We start from the raw sequence: 20,160 nt of genomic DNA, 5'->3' as shown, positions 1-20,160 counted from the left end.
GGCCCTCAGCGTGAATCATCACAGTGCCATCAGGTGAAACCCTTAAAATAGGTCAAGTCCGAGACGAAACTTTCCGACCAGAACACCCGTATCTGCATACAGGAGGATCACCATGAGCATTTTTGACCGTTTAAGCCGACTGATTCGCGCCAACGTCAACGACCTGATCTCCAGGGCCGAAGATCCCGAAAAAATCATTGAACAGAGCATGATGGACATGCGTGACGCCTATGCCCAGGCCCGCAAGGAAGTGGCCGAGGCGATGGCGCAGAGTGAAAAACTCAAGCGCGAACAGATGATGAACAAACGCCTCTCCGAGGAGTACGTGGTGAAAGCCCAGGAAGCCCTCAAACTGGGCAACGAGAACCTGGCCCGTGAAGCCCTCACCCGCAAGAAGAACTACGAGGACATCGCCAACGCCTACTCCACCCAGATCCAGCAGCATGAAAGCATCATCGAAGAGCTGAAAACCCAGCTTCGTGCCCTGGAAGGCAAAATCAGCGAGATGCAGGCCAAGAAGGAACTCTTGCAGGCCCGCCAGAAAGGTGCAGAGGCTGCCCAGACCCTGGAGCGCGTCTCTGGTTTTGACAAGGCCAAAGGGGCCATGTCTGCCTTCGATGAGATGGAACGCAAAGTCGCAGGGATGGAAGACCAGGCGAAAGCCATGTCCCAACTCCGCAAGGAAGAAGACATCGACGAGCAGCTCAAAGATCTGGGCCGCGACAAAGAAATCGATGAGGAACTTGAAGCCCTGAAGCGCTCCATGGGCCAGTCTTAAACGGGTGCCCAGAAGCAGGGAATGGAGCAGTCATCTTTAGAAGTTCACAGTTTACAGTTCACAGTGGACAGCAAGATGTCAGACAACCACAGGACCATCAAAAACCCAGCCATAGTGTGTAAAAAAACTTCCCCCAGACACTGTCTGGGGGTTTTTCTGGGAGTGTGCTGTGGAATGGTGGGGTTAGGGATAAAAGATGTGGTTCTCTGAAGGCTGGACCACTTCATAAGGGGGGAGGCTTTTCCAGTAATTGATTTTCCCGGTGATCTTCAGCACCACACTGCCCGGTTTTCTGGCGTCCAGTGTGGTGAAGTTCACCTGTGGGGTGGCACTTTTGAAGTGCAAGGTGCCCTTTTGCACTTCTGAGAACTGCAAGGTGTAGGCTTTCTCAAAAACACTGGTGTTGTAAAGGTTTGCTGGAGCGGGTTGCAGCAGGGCGTACACTTCTCCTTCCGCTGCTGCCGGACGCCTGATGTTGAGGGCATGGGTTTGAATTGCAGAAGCTGCGGGTCCCCAGACCACAGTGGCTCCAGTCTGGTTGTAGATAGAGGGTGCAATCAGGTGACGGTACGTGCTGGTGGCATCAAAAGGATGTTTTTCATCTCCAACCCTGAAAGTGGTGGTGTTGAAGGTGATTTCAGGATTTTTGAGGTGCCGGATGTTGAATGCTGTTTCAATGGACAGGGAGGTCACCAGTTCATCAAAGGACAGGTAAATCTTTCCATCCTTCTGAACGGTGTTGAGCGGGCTGAAGTAAGTGGAGTGCATTTCTGGCAGCAGCAGCAGCGCACCCCCATCTGGCTCCACCCTGAGGGTTGCTGGAACGTTCTGCTCACGGAGGGTCTTCATCAGGCCATCTGCTTCAAAATAGGTGATGGGTCCTTCACTGCAGGTGGAAATGGTGCAGAGTTTCATTTTCTGATGGAATCCCACCATCTTCTGGTTGTGGGCCTGGGAGACCAGGAGCCCACCCATGAGTCCAGCAATCAGCAGGGATCGGGTGACCACAGGAAGGGTGTGGGTTTTCAACAGACCTGCATTGATTTCAGCAGGTTTCCCGAGTGCTTGAAGGGCACGGGCCAGGGCCTCATCTGCAGAAACCCCGAAGGCCAGATGGTGTTGCATTCTCTCAAAAATGTGGGAGTGGAGTTCCTGCCTGACAGCCATGCGCTGTTTCCCCCACAAACCTCTGGTGGCCTGATTCAGATACTGCTCAATGCGTTTTTGCGTGCTCATGGCTGGATGTCCTCAGGGTTGACCTGCACCACCATGAAAGGGGCTGTTCTGAATTCTCCAGAGAGTTTGATCAGGACATCGCCCTCATTCAGGCGGTCCAGAGCGGAGAACTTCAAGTCCGGGTATTTGCTCAGGAGGGTGATTTTGCCATCTCTGGCTTCGGCCAGGGCGGCTGTTGCCATTTTCAGGTCATTGCCTGTTTCTGTGATGCAGTTGCATTGTTCGTAATACATGCGGTCTGCCTGAATCAACGCGTACACTTCACCATCTTTTGCCTCAGGGACCCTGAGGGTGAAGGATTTGCTCCTGGGGGCCATCGGGTCGTCTGCTGGAATGGCAATGCCCAGATGGTGGTGCTTTTGCATGTAGTTGTTGAGCAGGCTGATGTAAGCGGTATCTGCACTGAAACTGTGCTCCTTGGTGCCCAGGGTGAAACTGGCCCCTCCGATGTCAATGCGTGGATTGACCAGGCCATGCAACCTGCTGCTGTCATTCTCCAGCAGGCTGATCAGGAGCAGATCAATGGAGATCAAGTGGTCCTGGCCCTGGGGTTTGATCAGCCCTTCACGGTCATGCTGGTCCTGATAAGGAAGGACGGTGGTCTGGTCTCCAATGGTCAGCACAGCAGCAGGCTGATTTCCTTCCTGCCGGTTCTGCAGGGAGAAGGGCACCTGCTGTTCTTGCAAAGCCTGAGCCAGTTCCCCAGCAGACAGGTAATGGATTGGGAAGGTCTGGGTGTTGCGGGCATCAAATGGATTTTCCACCTGGACTTGCTGGGTGTAGACATGGACACTGGGCTGATGTTGCGCCTGACTGATCACGGCAGCACTGAGCATGCCTGTGATCAGAACCATCTTGCCCAGGGCGGGCAGGGCATGGAGTTTGAAGAGTCCCGCATTCACTTCTCTGGGTTTGCCCATCGCCTGTAAAGTGCTTTCCAGGGCTTCTTCTTCGGATTTGCCAAAGGACATCTGGAAGTGCATCTTTTCATAAATGTGGGAGTACAGTTCCTGTTTGACCTGCTGCCTTTTCCTGCCCCACAGTCCGCGTGTGGCCCGATTCAGATACTGTTCAATGCGTTTTTGCATGTCTGTTCCCTCCGAAGGCGCGCATGGCCTGCTGGAAGCTCTGCCATTCCTGGCGTTTGTCCTGCAGGGCTTTCAGGCCTGATTCTGTCAATTTGTAATACTTGCGGGGTGGCCCGCCGATGGGTGAGGGTTGCGTTTCGGTGTCAATCCAGCCTGCTTTTTCCAGGCGGTGCAGGGCAGGATAGAGGGTGCCTTCCTTGAAGGTGAAATACCCTTCGGTCTGCACCTGCACTTCCTGAATGATGCGCAGGCCGTAAAGGGGTTCTTTTTCCAGTGTGGCCAGCAGGATCAGGTCCAGATGTCCTTTTAAAGTGTTGGCGTCCATAAACCTCCTTTCATCTACTTTGTATGGCTACATAGTGACACAAAGTAGTGGCCGTGGCAAGAGGGTGCTCTGGAGGATCAAGGGTTCTGTCAACAGGGCGAGGCACGCCTCGCCCCTACAAGAGTTCTTTTGTGATCAGGTGGACGGCTCAGAGTGTGAGGGACCTGCAGAGAAATTCTGACCTTTGCGGTTGTTTTTTGCCCTCGGCCCTGGGCCCTCGGCCCTCGGCCTTCTCCCCTCATGGAGTCACAAGGGCACAAGTTGTAGGATGATGCTCGTGATTCTGCGCCTCCTCACCACCCTCAACTACCGCAATCTCTGTGATCAGGACATGGCATTTGAACAGGGCATCCACTCCATCTCCGGCCTCAACGGGCAGGGAAAAACCAATGTCCTGGAAGCCCTTTATCTGGTTCTGACCGGGGTGGTGGATGCAGGAAGGCTGCAGCAACTGGTGCGTTTTGAAGAGACGGAAGCCTACGTGCGGGCCACCCTGGAGCGCGACGAGGGCCAGAGCATCGCCGAAGTTGGGATTGGTCGGGGCAAACGCCTGATGAAACTCGATGGAGTGCGGGTCAAGAGTGCAGAACTGCTGAGGGGCGGAGCCGTTTTCATTGCCCCAGAAGACAGCGACATTGTGTTCGGAAGCCCGAGTGTGCGCCGCAAGTTTCTGGACGACCTGCTCTCCAAGATCAGTGCCCGCTATGCCCAGGCCCTGGACCTCTACCAGAAAAACCTCGCCCAGCGCAATGCTGCCCTCAAGAACGATGAGCAGTGGGCGCTTGAAGTGTTTGATGCCAAACTCGCAGAACTCGGGACGCTGGTCATGGATTTGCGTCAGAGGGCCATTCAGAAAATCCAGAAGTACGCCAGTGAAGCCCACACCCGCATTGGTGGTCGGGGCGAACTGGGTGTCACTTTGCAGGAAACCACCTCCATTGAGGGGTACGCCAGGGATTTTCTGCTGAAACGCTCGGAGGAATTCGCACGCCAGAGCACCGTGATTGGGCCTCACAGGGATGATCTGGTGCTGACCCTGAGGGGTCAGCCTGCATCGGATTTTGCCAGCAGAGGAGAGGCCAGAACCATCGCACTGGCCCTCAGGTATGCGGAATACGAACTGCTGTTTGAACGCTACCAGGAAAACCCCATCCTGCTGATCGATGATTTCAGTGCCGAGCTGGACCCCGAACGCCGCACTGCCCTGATCGAGCTGGCGCGCCGCAGTCCGCAGGCATTGATCACGGGCACAGAACCCTTGCCCCACGCAGAACACCACTACCGCATGCAGGGAGGACGCCTTGAAAGAGTTCAATGACCTGCTCTTCCGCATGATGCGCAGACAGGGCATTCAGGGTGGGGTGGAACGTGCCCGTGCCGTCGCCGTCTGGCCGCAGGTGGTCGGGCCGCAACTCAGCAAGATGACCCGTGCCCGTGCCGTGCAGGACAGGGTTCTGATTGTCGAGGTGCAGGATTCGGTGGTGGCCCATCACCTGTCTTTGCAGCGCACCCGTTTTGTCAGCAAACTTTCAGAGGTGCTCGGGGAGGGCAAGGTGCAGGACATCAAATTCGTGGTGGGCACCGTGCACACTCCGGTGGACCAGCCCAGGCCCACCCCTCCACCCAAACTGACCGCACGTGATCTTGAGACCGTCGAACACATGCTCGAAGGGGTCCCCGAGCACTTCAGGGACACCGCCAGAAAGGCCGCAGAGGCCGTGCTGCAATCCAAACGCCTGCGTCACCAGAAAGGCTTCAAGCCCTGCCCGGCCTGCAAGACCCTCACCGATCGGGAGGATTTGTGCCTGCCCTGCCGGGACCTGACCCTCAGCACCCAGGTTCAGGCGGTGGCCAAGAAGTTGCAGGCCAACCCGGACCTGCAATTCGAAGTGAGCAAGTTCCCCTTTCTGACCGAAGACGGCATGAAGGTGGCGGCCCATCTGGCTTTCCAGCAGGTGCAGAAACAGCTCAGCGATGTGCTGCTGGAATTCATCCAATCCAAAGGGGAGACCTCTCTGCAAAAACTCCTGCAGGAAAGGTCTTATGTGATGCTGGCCCTGGAGTACCACCAGAAGCTGGACTCCATTGACCGCAAATGGTGGAAGAAGCTTCCAGAACCTGTGCAGCACGCCCTGAAGGTTGAAACGTACCGCTGAGGGTTCTGTTCCAGAAGGTCAGGGGCGCTTCATTTCATATTCGGCAATGATCTTTTCGGTCTTGGCGTCCGTGAAGCGGTTCACCATGCGCTGAATTTCCTGCTGGTCCCGGATGGTTTTCGCCAGGGTGAAACTCGAACCCACCGTGAAGAAGAGCCCCATGAACATGTACCCCTTGCTCCACAGGTCAGCATCCAGTTGAACGATGCCCACCAGCGTGAGTCCGATGGAAATCAGAAAAGAGAGCCAGACCTGCAGAATCCATGCGCCAGTGTCCTGTCTTAATGTGGGGTGCTCCATACACTTCCTCCTTGTGGGCTCTGTGCCCTGTCTGGTTTCAGTGTGGCATCCCGGTGCTTCTGGTGCCTGTGCATCAAGACAGGGCAGGCAGGGGTGACTTCTGGCAGGGGTGCATTTGCAGGGCTGTTGCTACACTGAAAGGCATGCTCAGTCCCCACCACCTGCACATGATGCGGATTGCTGCCCTGTGCACCTGGGCGGTGATGGGTGTGCCTGTGGTGTTCAATGCCCTGGTCCGGCACACCGTTTCTCCACTGGGATTTGTGATCTGGGGGGCCAGTTCGCTGGTGTTTGCGCTGGCTTTCTGGAGCAGCACCAGAGAACAGCTGAAACCGCAGCCGGACCCTGCGCGCAGTGTCACCCTGCTGTGGGTGCAGAGCATCTCAGGGGTCATCAATGTGTGGGATGGTCTTTATGGTTTTTCTGCTTTTTTTCTGGTGCTGGTGGCCATGCAGCTTCTTCCGACCTTCTCTCTGAGGGAGGTGCAGAAACTGCTGCCCACCCTGCAGTCTGGAGAGGCAGCCCCCAGAATCCGCATTCGGGGTGCTGTGCTGTGGATGCTGGGGCAGACCGCAGCGGTGGCCTTCGTGCATGGCCTGAGACACGGCTGGCTTGGGGTTGCACCGCTGGTGGCGGCCTACATTGGTTTTCAGCTGTATGTGCTGTTCAGCAGCCATCTGGCGGCCAGTGAGCGCAGGTCACGTCAGGTGCTGGAACAGGCCTATGCAGAGGTGCGGGCCACCCAGGGCCTGCTGCTGGATTCCAGCCGCCTTTCGGAGCGCCTGAGCATTGCCCGTGAGCTGCATGATGTGGCCGGGCACCACCTGACCGCCCTCAGCCTGAATCTGGAAGTGGCGGTGCACAGCGAACCCAGACGGCTGGAGTACCTGCAGAAAAGCCAGGTGCTGGCAAAACTGCTGCTGTCCGGGGTGCGGGAAACCGTCACGGCCCTGCGGGGTGAGGCCACCCTCAATGTCACAGAGGCCCTGCACACCCTGATTCAAAATGTGCCGGGTCCACAGATCCATCTGGATGTCCCGCAGAACCTGCTGCTTTCTGATCCGCTCAGGGCACAGATTCTGGTGCGCTGTGTGCAGGAGATCATCACCAATGCGATGCGCCATGCCGAAGCCGAGCACCTGCACATCCAGGTCGTCCGCGACGCAGAGGCGGTGCAGTTGACGGCAACCGATGATGGTCTGGGCCTCCAGGAGGGGCAGAAGGAGGGCAATGGCCTGAGGGGCATGCGTGAGCGTCTGGCAGAGGTTGCGGGCCATCTTGAAGTGCACGGTGCTCCAGGGCAGGGCACCCGCATCTTTCTGACCTTGCCCCTGGGAGGAAACGCATGATTCAGGTGGCCCTGATGGACGATCAACTGCTGGTGCGGCAGGGCATCCGTGCCCTGCTGGAAATTGCAGGAGACATTGAGGTGGTGTTTGAGGCGCAAGATGGGGAAGAAGGGTTGCAAAAGCTGAAAGACCATCCGGTTCAGGTGGTGCTGCTGGATGTGAGGATGCCTCGCATGAATGGGGTGGAGGTGCTGCGGCACCTGCAGTCCTGGCCCTCTCCTCCTGCTGTGCTGATCCTCACCACTTTTGATGACGACGAGGTGGTGCTTGAAGCGGTGAAACTCGGGGCCAGAGGTTTTTTGCTGAAAGATGCCTCGCTGCAGCAACTGCTTGATGCCGTGCGCACGGTGGCTTCGGGGTCACAGTATGTGCAGCCTGCCGTGACGGACCGCATCCTGCAGGCCCTCAGAAATCAGGGGAAAGGGGCAGAGCCAGAACGTTATGGGGTCGAGCCCCTCACCGAACGGGAGCTTGAGGTGCTGCGCCTGATGGCCGGAGGGTACAGCAACAAGGAGATTGCTGGAGCCAAGAACCTCTCGGAGGGAACGGTCAAAAACCATGTGTCCAGCATCCTCTCTAAACTGGGCACCCGGGACCGCACCCGTGCTGTGCTCAAGGCCATTGAGCACAAGTTGATCTGAGCTGCAGGGCATTTCGGTAGAGTGAAGGCATGACGCAACCAGAACACAAATCCCAGGCTCCCCGTCAGGTGCGGGTGGCGGTCATCACCATTTCTGACACGCGCACACTGGAAAACGACCACAGCGGAAATTACCTTGCAGCAGAAATTGAAAAAACCGGGCATGTGCTCACGGGCCGAACCATCGTCAAAGATGAAAAGGACCAGATCGAAACTGCCTTCCGCACCTTCATGCAGGATGCCCAGATCGTGATCAGTTCGGGTGGCACGGGCATCGCCGGGCGGGATGTCACCATTCCGGTGATCGAAAGCCTGATCGAAAAGCCCATGCCAGGTTTTGGGGAACTCTTCCGGATGCTCTCTTACCAGCAGGTGAAAGGAGCAGCCATGCTGTCCAGGGCTGTGGGAGGGCTTGCAGGAAAAACCCTGCTTTTTGCACTGCCGGGCAGTCTGAATGCCGTGCAGACAGGCTGGGAGGGCCTCCTGCGGGATGAACTGGCCCATCTGGCTTTTGAGGTGGTGCGCTGAGGGTTCATTTCTGTTCATTTTTTGTTACAGTGCATTGAATTCATCGTGTTGGCTTTCCAGCCTGCTGGAGGGGCCAGAAGGAGCGACCTTGATTGACATGGACCTGGGAGGTGGGTACCGCATTCAGCCCATCACCTATCAGGAGTACCTGGACGCCTGCGCCAGAATTGAAGAGCAGATTTTCGGAGAGTACTTTGCATTCCGCTGGCAGGAGGCCCGCACCCCTGAGCAGCAACAGCGCATCACCGAGCTTGGAGGCACCCCAAAAGGCATTCAGGTCTGTCTGGGCCTGTTTTTTGAAGGAGAGCTGATCGGCTGGCATTACTCCGAGCAGGCCGACGAACAGACCATCGTGATGAAAGACACCGGATGGCTTCCGGCCCACCAGAACAGGGGACTGTATTCCAGGCTGCTTCCCGAGCTTCTCAGGCTCTTCGGTTCAATGGGTTTTGAACTGGTGAAGAGCTACCACCGCATGACCAACAACCAGGTCCTCATTCCCAAAATGCGGGCAGGATTTGTGCTCAATGGCTTCATGGTGGACAGCTATGGCAACAATGTGCAACTGGTTTACACCTTCAATCAGGACTACCTGGAGGCCCTGCATGCACGCAGCGGCTACCGGACCCCCAGAGGCCGCACCGCAAAACTGCTCGGTCTCTGAGATGGGTTTCATTTTGAGCAAAATCACGTTATCCTGATCAGGATAGAACATAATTTGAGGGAGGACTTCATGACCATTGGAAAACATCTGGATCAATTTGGTGGCTACAACGTCAGAAGCTGGGAACCCGGACAGCCCCTGGCCCATCTGGAAAACACCATTTACCGCATTGCTGTGGAATACGACGACAAGACCTCCTGGGTTGAGAAATTCCAGGGCTACCTGGCCACAGAAGGGGCAGAACAGTCCCGTGGGCTTGTGGTGGGCATGTGGGGCACCGACAGCGAAGTGGAGCCCACCGAGGCCATTGATGCCCTGGTGCAGGCCCGTGAGCAGCTCTCTCAGCTTGAAGTGTTGTTCTTCGGAGACATCACCTACGAGGAAAATGAGATTTCCTGGATTCAGAACAGCGACAATGGCCCGCTTTTTGCAGCCTATCCTGGCCTGAAGCACTTCGGGGCACGCGGGGGAAACGGCCTGCGCTTCAAGAACCTGAAAGCTCCAAACTTGCAGACCCTGATTGTTCAGACCGGAGGCATGTCTGCCGAGACCGTGCGGGACATCATGCAGGCAGAACTTCCAGAGCTGATCCACCTCGAACTGTACCTCGGCACCGACAATTACGGGGCAGACTACGACATGTCAGACCTGACGCCCATTCTGGACGGCGCCCTGTTTCCAAAACTCAGGTACCTCGGGCTCAAGAATGCAGAAAACCAGGACGAGATCGCCCAGGTGATTGTGAATGCTCCGGTGCTGGCCCAGCTTGAAGTGCTCGACCTCTCCCTGGGTACCCTTTCCGACGAAGGGGGACAGGCACTGGTGAACAGTGCAGATGCCCTCAAGCACCTCAAGCACCTCGATCTGGAGCATCACTTTCTGTCAGAAGAGATGGAAGAACAGCTGAAAGCTCTGGGCATCGAAGTGGACCTGGGTGACCCACAGGACCCCGACGACGACTGGCGCTTTGTGAGCATCGGCGAATAATCCATGCGGCTTTCTCCCCGACCTGTGCTGATCATTGCACCTCCGGACAGCCGCCGGGTCCGGGCTTTTCAGGCCAGCCTGCGCCATCTGGGCTGGCCTGAGGCCACTGTGGTTTCTCACCTCGACATCATCGGGCAGAAGGTGGACCTTGCCCGTCTGGTGCCTGAAGGTGGTGTGGTGCGGGTGGAGGCTTCCGGTGAGTGCATGCACACCGAACGGGCCTTGCTGAAACTGGGTCAGGAAAGCACCGAAGCCCCTTATGACGTGGTTGCGGATGTGGAAAGCCTGGATCTTGAAAAGGGCCGAATCCCACCCTCCAGACAGTGGTATCAGGGCCTGAAGGCTTTTTTTGACCTTCTGGACACCCAGCTCAGGGATGCACCAGCCCATCAGAAAACCCTTGATTTCCCAGAGGCCCTGGAACTCTTCGACAAGCGCATCACCTCACAGAAATGGGATGATGCAGGGCTTCCTGTTCCGCAGAGGCTCCCGGAACCCCGTTCTTTTGACGAACTGCTGGAGCACATGAGGGCGTCTGGACTCTTCAGGGTCTTCATCAAACTGGCCCACGGCAGCAGTGCCAGTGGAGCGCTGGCCCTGCAGGTGTCGGGCAGAAAAATCAGGGCGGTCAGCACCGTTGAAAGGGAACAGGGCAGGCTGTACAACTCCAGGAAACTTCTTCATTACGACCAGTGGTCAGACATCCGCAGCATCATGGATCTGCTGTGCAGGCATCCTTTGCAGGTGGAGGCGTGGGTGCCCAAGGCCAGTTTTCAGGGCAAACTGATCGACCTGAGGGTGGTGGTGATCGGCCAGACCCCCATGCAGAGGATGGTGCGGCTTGGGCAGGGACCCATGACCAACCTGCACCTCGGGAATGACCGGGGAGACCTTGAAGCCCTGAAAGCCTTGCTGGGAGACCACTGGGACAGCATCGAGCAGACCTGTCAAAGGGCCATGCAGGTGTTCCCAAAAACCCTGTATGCAGGCCTCGATGTGCTGGTGCGACCCAGTTTGCGGCAGCACGCCCTGCTTGAAGGAAACGCCTTTGGGGACTACCACCGCAACGTGTTCTGGCAGGGCATGGACACCTTCACTGCAGAGCTCTTCAAGTTGCAGGAGATGCAACCATGCTGAACGCCAGAACCCTGATCGGCACCCACGATGTCCTGTTCATCACGCTGGACAGCCTGCGGTTTGATGTGGCACAACAGGCCCACCTGCCAGGACTCGGAAAGTATTTTGCGGAGTGGGAGAAGCGGCATTCTCCGGCCAGTTTCACTTACGCAGCCCACCACGCGTTTTTCTCAGGGTTCCTGCCCACCCCTGCTGTGCCAGGGCGGCATCCCAGATTGTTTGCAGCCCGGTTTCAGGGATCAGAGACCACCCATCCGCAGACTTTTGTTTTTGACGAAGCCACCCTGCCACAAGCCCTGGCCCGCAGGGGGTACCACACCGTCTGCATTGGCGGGGTGGGGTTTTTCAATCAGGAAACGCCACTGGGTCAGGTGCTGCCCGGGCTTTTTCAGGAAAGCCACTGGTCCAGAGACATGGGGGTGACCAGCCGCCATTCTGCGCAAGCACAGGTGAAAGCTGCTTTGAGGGTGCTGGACGATGTTTCTACAGACCAGAGGGTGTTTCTGTTCCTCAACCTTTCTGCCACCCACAAACCCACCCACATTTTCCATGCAGACCTGCAGACCGACAGCCCTGAGACCCAGAAGGCTGCGCTGGAGCAGGCGGAGCCCCACCTGGTGAGGTTGCTGGAAGCCCAGCAGCAGAGGGGACCTGCCCTGGTGATCCTCACATCGGACCACGGCGAGGCTTTCGGGGAAGATGGGTTTCACGGCCACCGTCTGGGCCATGAAGTGGTGTGGACTGTGCCTTACGCTGAATTTGTGATCGGAGCTGGACCATGAACCTGAAAGACCTCCTTGATGCCAGAAACCCTTACCTGGGCTACACCTATGCCTATCCCCACAAGACGGCTTACCGTCCTCTGGAGCCAGTGAATCTGCAGCAGGTGTGGGCAGAACAGGACCGCAGCCAGCTCTTTTTGTACCTGCACATTCCTTTTTGCGAGATGCGCTGCGGGTTCTGCAACCTGTTCACCACCGTGAATGCCCCGAAACCCCTGGAGAAGGCCTATCTGGACACCCTGGAACTGCAGGCCAGGATCACCCGTGAAAGGCTCGGAGAGGCCCATTTCTCCAGATTCGCCATTGGTGGAGGGACACCCACCTATCTGGAGCCAGAGGATCTGGAGAGGCTTTTTGGGATTGCTGAACTGTTTGAGATGGACTTTGCAAAAGTTCCCACCAGTGTTGAGACCAGTCCAGCAACCGCCACCCCGGAACGCCTGAAGGTGCTCTCGGACCATCAGGTGAACCGGGTCAGCATCGGAGTGCAGAGCTTCATTGAGCAGGAGGTGAAATCGGTGGGGAGGGCACAGGACAACCGCACGGTGCATCAGGCCCTGCAAAACATCCGCGAGGCTCAGATTCCTGTGCTGAACATCGACCTGATCTATGGCCTGTCCCACCAGACCCCGGAAACCTGGCTGCACTCCCTGAAAACGGCTCTGGAGCATGACCCGGAAGAACTCTTTCTGTATCCCCTCTACGTGCGCCCCCTGACCGGAATCGGGCGTGCAGGCCGCACCTGGGAAGATGAACGCCTGGAACTGTACCGCCTGGGCAGAGATTTTCTGCTGTCCCGGGGCTACGAGCAGGTGAGCATGCGTTTCTTTCGCAAGCCCACTGCAGACACTGCAGCTCCCGTCTACTGCTGTCAGGAAGATGGCATGGTGGGTCTGGGCTGCGGTGCACGCTCCTACACCAGCACCCTCCATTACTCCAGTGAGTATGCCGTGGGCCACAGTGGGGTCAGGGAAATCCTCTGGGATTACGTGAAGAGGGATGCTGCATCTTTTGAACACGTGAATTATGGCATTGAGCTCGATCTGGACACCCGCAGACGCCGCTTCATTCTGCAATCCATTCTGCACGCCTCAGGACTCCGTGAGGGCCACTACAAATCGCTGTTTGGTACCCCTTTTCAGCAGGATTATCCTGAAATCAATGCCCTGATCGACCTTGGGCTGGCCCGCAACACAGATGGCCTCTGGACCCTCACAGAGAAAGGCTTTGAGGTCTCGGATGTGATTGGCCCCTGGTTCTATGCCCCCGGGATTCAGGAGCGCATGTCTGACTTCATCCTCAGGTGAAACATGACGACACTGATTGAACGCCTCAGAGAACGTGCCCTGGACCCCCTGAAAGCCACCGACCAGAACATGGATGAAGGATGGAACCCTCCCATCCGGCATGTGGCAAGCCCACCCCTTCTCCCTGAACGCCTGTTTGAGCTGGAGCAGGAACTGGGGGTGGACCTCCCCGAAGTCTTTCGGCAGGTGTACACGCAGGTCGGAGATGGGAATTTTGGTCCGGGTTACGGCCTGATGCCCCTCAAAGATCCTGCTTTTGTGTCCACTTCAGACCAGATCCTCCCCATGTACCTGAATTTCCTGCAGCGGGGGTGGCCGGAACACCTGCTCTTGTTCTGCTACTGGGGTTGCACGGTCTACTCGGTCCTGAACCTGCAGACCGAACAGGTGGGCATCATGGACCTGGATGCCTGGGACGACGAAACCCCGGCAGAGGATTGCGTGGTGTGGCAAACCGCCAACCTCACAGACTGGTTTGAGGCGTGGCTCTCGGACCAGGACCTGTTTTTCGAGATGGGGGAGGAATGAAGCTCTCCGTGCTGTACCGGGGGGCACTGGAAACCTGCAATTACGCCTGCACGTACTGCCCTTTTGCCAAACGCCCCGAGACTCCAGAAAAACGCATTCAGGACACCGAAAGCCTCCAGCAGTTTCTGGACTGGGTGAAGAGGGAACAGCAGGTGCAGTTCAGCGTCTTTTTCACGCCGTGGGGGGAAGCGTTGCCCATTCCACGATACCAGCAGGCCATCATGGAACTCTCGCACCTTCCCCATGTTCAGAAGGTGGTGATGCAGACCAACCTGAGCAGCAGACTGTCTTTCCTGCAGGACTGCCAGACCGAAAAGCTGGCTTTCTGGTGCACCTACCACCCGTCCCAGGTGTCCAGAGAAAAATTTTTGCAGCAATCCCGGACATTGCTGGAAACTGGGGTCAGGTTCAGTGTGGGTGTGGTGGGCAGGCCCGGCCATTTTGCAGAGATTGAGGCCCTCAGGGCGGCCCTGCCTGCGGAGGTATACCTGTGGGTGAATGCCTACCACAAAGGGCACCAGATGTACCCCTACACCCCCGAGCAGGTGGGTTTCCTGACAGGCATTGATCCCCTCTTTGAACAAAACACCCGGCAGTACCCCAGCAGAGGCAAAGCCTGTTTCGCTGGAGAAACCGTGATCACCGTGGACGAACAGGGAGACATCCGGCGGTGCCATTTTGTGGACCAGGTGCTGGGAAACATTCACGCCCCGGACTGGCAGGAGGTGCTCAGACCCAGGGCGTGCAGCAGGCGTTTTTGTGACTGTCACATCGGGTATGTGCACCTGAAAGAACTGGAGCTTTACCCGGTGTTTGAAGGAGGGGTGCTGGAGAGGATTCCTGCGGCCTTCTTCAGGTCTCCATGACCGGCTGATACAGCTTCGGATCATCAAAGCCAGCAATCCATGCCGCCGCCTGATGGGCGGTTTTCATTTTGGGCGGCACCCGGATCACGTAGTTGCGGTCTGTGGAAGGGCAGATGACCCACAGGGCCACCAGATCCTCATCGTCGGGCAGGGGAACTTTCAGGAGTTTGCGGGGCCCGCCTGCATCCTGATCCTGGTCCAGAATCTGGGCATCGACCTCTGCCAGGAAATTCTCGTAGCCCATGCGTTCCAGTTTGACGCGGCGCAGTTCGGCGTTGTCGGTCTCCAGGATCTCCTGTCCGGTGATCGATGCGGGATCAAACGCAATGCGGGGTTCAATCGGGACCCCTTTCCAGCGCAGTGGAACCTGCCCATGGTGGGGAAGGGAGGTGATGCCAGAATCCGCAAGGTCAATCCAGCCACTGACTTTCAGCGTCTCAGGGAGGGTGTGCAGATGCTCACACCCACGCAGGTCGAGTCGGGCCACCCGGTTCAGCCAGGAGGGGAGGCTTTTGAGTCGGGTGCAACCTCTGAGAACCACATGGCCCCCCTGCACCCTGGCCTGTTCTGGCAGGTGTTCCAGGGCGCTGCAGCCACTGACATCCAGGAAATACACGTCCAGTCCTTCTGGAAGCTGCCTGAGGCTCACGCAGTCCCGCAGGATCAGGGAGCCCACTTTGAGGCTTTCTGGCAGAGAGATCAGGCTGGTGCAGCCTTCCAGATCCAGTTTGAATTTCACTTTGATGGTGTCTGGCACGCTTTGCAGGTGGGTGTATCCTGCCAGCACGGTTCCAGCAGAAAGACCATCTGGCAGCCTATGCAGGTTCGGACATTCCCGCACATCCAGGGTGTCACAGGTCAGAAAAGCTGGCAGGGAACGGAGTTGTTTTTCCCCCTGAAATTCCAGAACACCCTGCACCACCAGATGCTCTGGAGCCTGCCCGGACAGGATCAGGCGCTTTGCTTCTGCAGCAGAGATCCCCATCAGTCGAGCACCCTGCGGATTTCCTGTGGGGTGTACTCCCGTTGCATCCAGCTTTTGTACAGGCCTCTGGGCAGGGGGATGGTCTTGTGCTCCTCGTGGATCAAGAGGGCCGTGTCTGCTTTCACTTCAATGAAAATTTCGCCATTCAGGTGCCAGAGTTGCACGGTGGCCGGGTCCTGGATGCGGTGGCTGTGTCCGGTCAGTTCTCCACGGGCCAGGATGGTTCCGGGGCGCTCCTGGGCACCCCTGGGCAATGTTTTGATGGCTTGAATCAGGACATCTCCGTGACGGTAAAGCATGAAAACCTCCTAAAAATCTCGGTGCATTTAGTATATAACATAATTCGTGGGATGGGGTCGGTGTCCATTCCCCTGTAAGACCCCATCCCTTATCATGGCTTCTATGGCCTTTTCACGCTGGTCTTCCCGAATTCTGCTCTTGCTGGCACTGGGCACGGGTTCTGCTTCGGCACAACTGGTCCTCACTTTTGACAAAGGGAAAACCAAAACCCACCAGTCCATTCAGCAGGTGCTTTCCAAAAGCCAGTACCTCACGGACGTGACCGCTTACTTCAATGACCAGATCAAATTTCCCCGCAAATTGAAAGTGCATTTTCTGTCCTGCAACGAAGACAACGCCTATTACAACCCGGATCGGCCTGCCATCGAAATGTGCTATGAACTGGTCCAGACCTACAGCAAGCTCGAAGAAAAAGGCACCAGCAAAGAAGACAAAATGCTGAATGCCACCGTGTTCACCCTCCTGCACGAACTGGGCCATGCCCTGATTGACCAGTTGCGTTTGCCCGCTACAGGCAGGGAAGAGGATGCTGTGGACCAGTTCGCCACCCTGGCCTTGCTGTCCCTGGAAGATGAGCCGGGAATCTACAGTGGCCTCCACCAGTTCCTCTCAGATGCAGAACTCGAAGAAGAGGGAGATCTGGATTTCTCTGATTCCCACTCCCTGAACATGCAGCGCATGTACGACATGGCCTGTCTGGTTTACGGCAGCAACCCGAAAAAATTCAAAACCATTCCAAAAGAGTATGACCTGCCGAAAGAGCGTTCCAGCAACTGCCAGGAAGAGCATGAGGATGCCAGATATGCCTGGAACACCATTCTCAGGCCCTTTCTGAAAAGCCCGAAGAAGGGGCTGTTGTAACAGGCCCCTGTGACAGGCCTGAAAAAGCTGCCAAACCTGATTTTTGATCCAAAAAACACTGTGTCAGACTGTCTCATGAAATAGGGAAAACATCGTCTGGAACGTAATTTTTATATGATCAAATCATCATCCAAAGGGTAAAATTCTCATTTCTTCTGGTGCTACAATAAACAGGTTGCGATGGTGTGCCAGGGTGCAGGCTGCACTCTGGAAGTCTCTTTGAGAGCCCATTGCCATCCCCTCCAACCTCAACACATCAGCCAGTTTTTGTCTCCTGCTCTGTTTTTTGCTGGCGGTGTTGTTCTGAACCTCTCCGGAAACGTGGAAGCAAGACCATTCACACAGGTGCATCCCACCTGAGAAGGAGAAACCATGACTTTTAATCCCCAATGGAACACCCAGGACCACCTGGATGCCGTCATGCAATTGCTGGAACGTCAGGAATCTGCCTCCAGTGAAGACATCCGCAAAGTGCTGAATTGCCCTCCTGTGGCTGCGCACAGTGTGCTGGAAGAACTGATTGCACAGGGCTTTGTGCAGACGGTGGGCAAGACCAGTGCCATCCGGTACATCAAACGGGCCTTTGACCACGACATGGACCTTGTGCATGAAGAGTGGTTTGACCGCCTCATTGAGTGGTTTGCGGGCGGCAGGGCAGAGAGCCATTTCAGTGTGGCCTCCCAGCTTGGCCTGAATGCCAGAGAAGGGAAAGCCACCCTGGAAGAAATGCGCAGAAGGGGCATGCTGTTTGGCAAGTTTGTGGGCAGCATGTGCATCTACTCCCTGCGTGAACGGGGCATGACCCGCCACGCTTCTGGTGCAGAACTGGAACAACTGGTGAGCACCCCCAGGAAGCAAAGGCAGGAGGCCCTGCAGGAGGCCCTGCAGAAACCCAAAGCTCGACCTGCACGTGCAAGAGGACTCAAGAATTGAAGTCCTCTTTTTTATGGTTTTCCGCTGGTGACGTGAATGTGTGGAACCAGCGGTTTTTCATTTATACTTGAAGCATGAAAATTCCTGTTTTTTTGCACTGATGCTGTCCTGTGTGGGTTTTGCAAATTGTCTGTATGATCCAGAAGAAGGTTATGACCCCGTGCCTCTGAAAGCAAAAAATGACATCGTTTCAATTGTAAACGAGCGCGCTTTCATGATTGATTCGAAGGGGAAATCCACCCGCTTGTTTGAGCCATTGAATCGAAACTTCAAGGACGGAAAACTGACTTCTGCATCTCGGAATTTCTGGACCGAGCGGGCAGTTAAGCAAGATGGAAAGTTTGAATTCAAGATGATTCGAATGAACCAGAGAGAAGTCTATATATAAAAATACTAGGATTGTGAGAAGAGATCATTATACAAATGGTAAATTTGATCAGTTTTGGTCATTTTATTATGAGACTACTCGGTTGAGCAGGATAGAATTGAGAAATATCAATTCTGGGGCTTCCTCCACAACCAATTGTATTTATGAAGACGATAAAATCATAGAGACGAATGAATTTTCTAAAATTATTTATCAAATGAATAAAGGACGTCTAATAAAGTATACAACTTATTCTCTCGAAGACAAGGAAACTGGAAAATATAAAGAAAACCAGACAGTATTTTACGAATATAAAAATAACATGAAAATTGTAAGTAAAGTCATTGACAGTTATGGGACCATTGTAAAGAGCGATGATGGAGGAAGCCACATGTTTTATGATCAAGAGGGTGCAAGTTTCCCCAAAAAGCCAGTCAGGGCCATTTACAACAAGGACAGCCGAGGAAACTGGACGTCCCGCACAATCTACTTTGAAGATGGTACCGTAAGAAAAGACAGCAGAACCATCCTTTACCGCTGAACAGGCATTTCAGATTTGCAGCATTTGCAACCAAAACCTCCACAGTGGCCTCTTATGCTGTGGAGAGGCTTGAAGCTTTTCTTTTTCTCTGGACGGCCCAATGTGGATGCAGGAGGGCACATGCAGTCTGAACATTCATGCCAGTCGGCTTCGGGTCAGATCAATGGAATTCCCGTGCAGGGCAACATTCGCATGCTGGGAACCCCCGGGAAGGCTTCTGTGGTCTATGGGGACATCTGCACTTCGAGTGCAGAAGACTCTGCGAAACTGAGGTCTCTGGAGCACCTGATCTACCAGGGCTTCTGCTGGGATGGAGAAGGCCAGCAGTCAAAGGTGGAGTTGCCCATTCAATGGGCGAGTGTGCAGGAGGAGATGCTGTCTTTCTGTGGTCTGGTGGAAGCAGAGGACAGCTGGATTTTGAACCATTTGAAATCCAGGCACTGAGGAGAGCACATGGCATGATAGGCCAACTTGCGTATTTCGTCAGAGACCGAAATACATGCTATATTGATTTCAGTAATTCGGTGTTTTGCGAAATACCGAATAAGGAGGCACCATGTATAGAACCATCCTCACCACCCTTGTCCTGACCAGCAGTGCGCTTGCTGCTTCGGAAAACCTCAGCCTGCCCAGCGGAGGCTTTGACCTCAAAGGCACCCTGCAACTTCCAGAAGGCACGGGCCCCTTCCCTGTGGCCCTGATCATCGCAGGCTCTGGTCCCACAGACCGGGACGGCAACAACCCACTGGCAGGCAAGAACAACAGCCTGAAACTGCTGGCAGAAGGGCTGGCTCAGAACGGCATTGCCTCCCTGCGCTACGACAAACGTGGCATTGGGGAAAGCGCAAAAGCAGACCTGAAAGAAGAAGACCAGCGTTTTGATGACTTCATTCAGGACGCCAGCAACTGGCTGGACCTGCTGAAAAAAGATGGACGTTTCAACCGGTACTTTGTGCTGGGCCACAGTGAAGGTGCACTGATTGGTCTGGCCGTCGCAAAGCAGAACCCTGTGGACCGATATGTGTCCATCTCTGGAACGGGCAGCAATGCCGCTGACATCCTGCTCACCCAGCTCAAACCCCAGCTTCCTGCCCCCCTGTTTGACGCCAGTGCGGACCTGATTGCAAAACTTCGCAAAGGGGAGACCGGAGAGATGCCCGACCCTGCCCTGGCCTCCCTGTTCCGCCCTTCGGTGCAGCCCTACCTGATTTCCTGGTTCAAACATGATCCCGCAGCGTTGATTGCTGGCCTGAACACCCCCACCCTGATTGTGCAGGGCGCACGGGACCTTCAGGTGACTGTGGCAGACGCCCAGAAACTCCATGCTGCGCAGCCGAAAGCCCAGCTCCTGATCCTCCCCACCATGAACCACGTGCTGAAGTCGGTCTCTGAAGATCCACAGGACAACCTCGCGGCCTACAGCAATCCAGACCTTCCCCTCTCTGACGGTCTGCTGCAAGGTATCGTAGAATTCTTGAAATAAGCAGGCCCACACCAGAGGA

General features: G+C 55.8%; 24 protein-coding genes. 18 read left to right on the top strand and 6 right to left on the bottom strand.

Annotated features, from left to right (window positions below; all coding sequences use genetic code 11):
* Positions 1 to 112: 112 nt before the first annotated feature.
* Positions 113 to 778, top strand: a complete 666-nt coding sequence (locus DC3_RS15435) for a PspA/IM30 family protein (RefSeq protein WP_146885810.1) — start codon at positions 113 to 115, stop codon at positions 776 to 778.
* 183 nt (positions 779 to 961) lie between these two features.
* Here DC3_RS15435 and DC3_RS15430 read toward each other — a convergent pair whose 3' ends face one another.
* Genes DC3_RS15430 through DC3_RS15420 form a run of 3 tightly spaced genes read right to left on the bottom strand, consistent with a single transcriptional unit; the run spans position 962 to position 3,427 of the window.
* Positions 962 to 2,014, bottom strand: coding sequence for a hypothetical protein (locus DC3_RS15430; RefSeq protein ID WP_146885808.1), 1,053 nt, complete (start codon positions 2,012 to 2,014; stop codon positions 962 to 964).
* Positions 2,011 to 3,102 (bottom strand): permease prefix domain 1-containing protein, encoded by a 1,092-nt coding sequence (locus DC3_RS15425; RefSeq protein WP_146885807.1) that lies wholly within the window; start codon positions 3,100 to 3,102, stop codon positions 2,011 to 2,013. Before DC3_RS15425 ends, DC3_RS15430 begins: the two co-directional genes overlap by 4 nt.
* Positions 3,086 to 3,427 (bottom strand): PadR family transcriptional regulator, encoded by a 342-nt coding sequence (locus tag DC3_RS15420; protein WP_146885805.1) that lies wholly within the window; start codon positions 3,425 to 3,427, stop codon positions 3,086 to 3,088. The genes DC3_RS15425 and DC3_RS15420 overlap by 17 nt, the downstream gene beginning before the upstream one ends.
* Before the next feature lie 271 nt (positions 3,428 to 3,698).
* Here DC3_RS15420 and recF point away from each other — a divergent pair, with 271 nt between their 5' ends.
* Both recF and DC3_RS15410 read left to right on the top strand, forming a co-directional pair.
* Positions 3,699 to 4,745, top strand: coding sequence for a DNA replication/repair protein RecF (gene recF / locus DC3_RS15415; protein ID WP_371863439.1), 1,047 nt, complete (start codon positions 3,699 to 3,701; stop codon positions 4,743 to 4,745).
* Positions 4,729 to 5,583 carry a DciA family protein gene (locus tag DC3_RS15410; protein ID WP_146885801.1) on the top strand — a complete coding sequence of 285 codons (855 nt, stop codon included), beginning with the start codon at positions 4,729 to 4,731 and terminating at the stop codon, positions 5,581 to 5,583. Before recF ends, DC3_RS15410 begins: the two co-directional genes overlap by 17 nt.
* 18 nt (positions 5,584 to 5,601) lie before the next feature.
* Here the strand turns inward: DC3_RS15410 and DC3_RS15405 are convergent, their stop codons facing one another.
* Entirely contained in the window at positions 5,602 to 5,883 is a 282-nt protein-coding gene (locus DC3_RS15405; RefSeq protein ID WP_146885799.1) for a YiaA/YiaB family inner membrane protein, read from the bottom strand.
* A gap of 143 nt (positions 5,884 to 6,026) precedes the next feature.
* On the opposite strand from DC3_RS15405, the gene DC3_RS15400 reads away from it, so the two are divergent.
* From DC3_RS15400 to DC3_RS15355, 10 genes are all read left to right on the top strand, one after another.
* Positions 6,027 to 7,232 (top strand): sensor histidine kinase, encoded by a 1,206-nt coding sequence (locus DC3_RS15400; protein WP_186816063.1) that lies wholly within the window; start codon positions 6,027 to 6,029, stop codon positions 7,230 to 7,232.
* Positions 7,229 to 7,873 (top strand): response regulator, encoded by a 645-nt coding sequence (locus DC3_RS15395; RefSeq protein ID WP_146885795.1) that lies wholly within the window; start codon positions 7,229 to 7,231, stop codon positions 7,871 to 7,873. The genes DC3_RS15400 and DC3_RS15395 overlap by 4 nt, the downstream gene beginning before the upstream one ends.
* Positions 7,874 to 7,902: 29 nt before the next feature.
* A complete protein-coding gene (locus DC3_RS15390; RefSeq protein ID WP_146885793.1) occupies positions 7,903 to 8,400 on the top strand; it encodes a MogA/MoaB family molybdenum cofactor biosynthesis protein in 498 nt (165 codons plus the stop codon).
* 97 nt (positions 8,401 to 8,497) lie between these two features.
* Positions 8,498 to 9,064 carry a GNAT family N-acetyltransferase gene (locus DC3_RS15385; protein WP_246130694.1) on the top strand — a complete coding sequence of 189 codons (567 nt, stop codon included), beginning with the start codon at positions 8,498 to 8,500 and terminating at the stop codon, positions 9,062 to 9,064.
* A gap of 69 nt (positions 9,065 to 9,133) precedes the next feature.
* Positions 9,134 to 10,051, top strand: a complete 918-nt coding sequence (locus DC3_RS15380) for an STM4015 family protein (protein WP_146885790.1) — start codon at positions 9,134 to 9,136, stop codon at positions 10,049 to 10,051.
* Between the two features lie 3 nt (positions 10,052 to 10,054).
* A complete protein-coding gene (locus DC3_RS15375) occupies positions 10,055 to 11,188 on the top strand; it encodes an STM4014 family protein (protein ID WP_146885788.1) in 1,134 nt (377 codons plus the stop codon).
* A complete protein-coding gene (locus DC3_RS15370) occupies positions 11,182 to 11,970 on the top strand; it encodes an STM4013/SEN3800 family hydrolase (RefSeq protein ID WP_146885786.1) in 789 nt (262 codons plus the stop codon). Before DC3_RS15375 ends, DC3_RS15370 begins: the two co-directional genes overlap by 7 nt.
* Positions 11,967 to 13,277 (top strand): STM4012 family radical SAM protein, encoded by a 1,311-nt coding sequence (locus DC3_RS15365; RefSeq protein ID WP_146885784.1) that lies wholly within the window; start codon positions 11,967 to 11,969, stop codon positions 13,275 to 13,277. Before DC3_RS15370 ends, DC3_RS15365 begins: the two co-directional genes overlap by 4 nt.
* A gap of 3 nt (positions 13,278 to 13,280) precedes the next feature.
* A complete protein-coding gene (locus DC3_RS15360) occupies positions 13,281 to 13,805 on the top strand; it encodes an SMI1/KNR4 family protein (protein WP_146885782.1) in 525 nt (174 codons plus the stop codon).
* Positions 13,802 to 14,671, top strand: coding sequence for an STM4011 family radical SAM protein (locus DC3_RS15355; protein ID WP_146885781.1), 870 nt, complete (start codon positions 13,802 to 13,804; stop codon positions 14,669 to 14,671). Before DC3_RS15360 ends, DC3_RS15355 begins: the two co-directional genes overlap by 4 nt.
* Here the strand turns inward: DC3_RS15355 and DC3_RS15350 are convergent.
* Together DC3_RS15350 and DC3_RS15345 are read right to left on the bottom strand one after the other, a co-directional pair.
* A complete protein-coding gene (locus DC3_RS15350; RefSeq protein ID WP_146885779.1) occupies positions 14,658 to 15,656 on the bottom strand; it encodes a DUF6745 domain-containing protein in 999 nt (332 codons plus the stop codon). The two genes, DC3_RS15355 and DC3_RS15350, sit on opposite strands and share 14 nt — an antisense overlap.
* A complete protein-coding gene (locus DC3_RS15345) occupies positions 15,656 to 15,955 on the bottom strand; it encodes a DUF8820 family protein (RefSeq protein ID WP_146885777.1) in 300 nt (99 codons plus the stop codon). Before DC3_RS15345 ends, DC3_RS15350 begins: the two co-directional genes overlap by 1 nt.
* 103 nt (positions 15,956 to 16,058) lie before the next feature.
* Here DC3_RS15345 and DC3_RS15340 point away from each other — a divergent pair, with 103 nt between their 5' ends.
* From DC3_RS15340 to DC3_RS15320, 5 genes are all read left to right on the top strand, one after another.
* Positions 16,059 to 16,817 (top strand): DUF4344 domain-containing metallopeptidase, encoded by a 759-nt coding sequence (locus tag DC3_RS15340; RefSeq protein ID WP_186816061.1) that lies wholly within the window; start codon positions 16,059 to 16,061, stop codon positions 16,815 to 16,817.
* 372 nt (positions 16,818 to 17,189) lie between these two features.
* On the top strand, positions 17,190 to 17,750 hold the full coding sequence (locus DC3_RS15335) for a hypothetical protein (protein WP_146885773.1): 561 nt from the start codon (positions 17,190 to 17,192) through the stop codon (positions 17,748 to 17,750).
* A 401-nt stretch (positions 17,751 to 18,151) separates the two neighbouring features.
* A complete protein-coding gene (locus tag DC3_RS15330) occupies positions 18,152 to 18,658 on the top strand; it encodes a hypothetical protein (protein WP_146885771.1) in 507 nt (168 codons plus the stop codon).
* A 120-nt stretch (positions 18,659 to 18,778) separates the two neighbouring features.
* Positions 18,779 to 19,102, top strand: a complete 324-nt coding sequence (locus DC3_RS15325; RefSeq protein WP_146885769.1) for a hypothetical protein — start codon at positions 18,779 to 18,781, stop codon at positions 19,100 to 19,102.
* 112 nt (positions 19,103 to 19,214) lie between these two features.
* Positions 19,215 to 20,141 (top strand): alpha/beta hydrolase family protein, encoded by a 927-nt coding sequence (locus DC3_RS15320; protein ID WP_146885768.1) that lies wholly within the window; start codon positions 19,215 to 19,217, stop codon positions 20,139 to 20,141.
* The last annotated feature ends 19 nt before the right edge of the window (positions 20,142 to 20,160 follow it).

The organism is Deinococcus cellulosilyticus NBRC 106333 = KACC 11606 (genome assembly GCF_007990775.1).
GTDB lineage: Bacteria > Deinococcota > Deinococci > Deinococcales > Deinococcaceae > Deinococcus_C > Deinococcus_C cellulosilyticus.
This window is presented reverse-complemented; position numbering and strand designations above follow the sequence as displayed.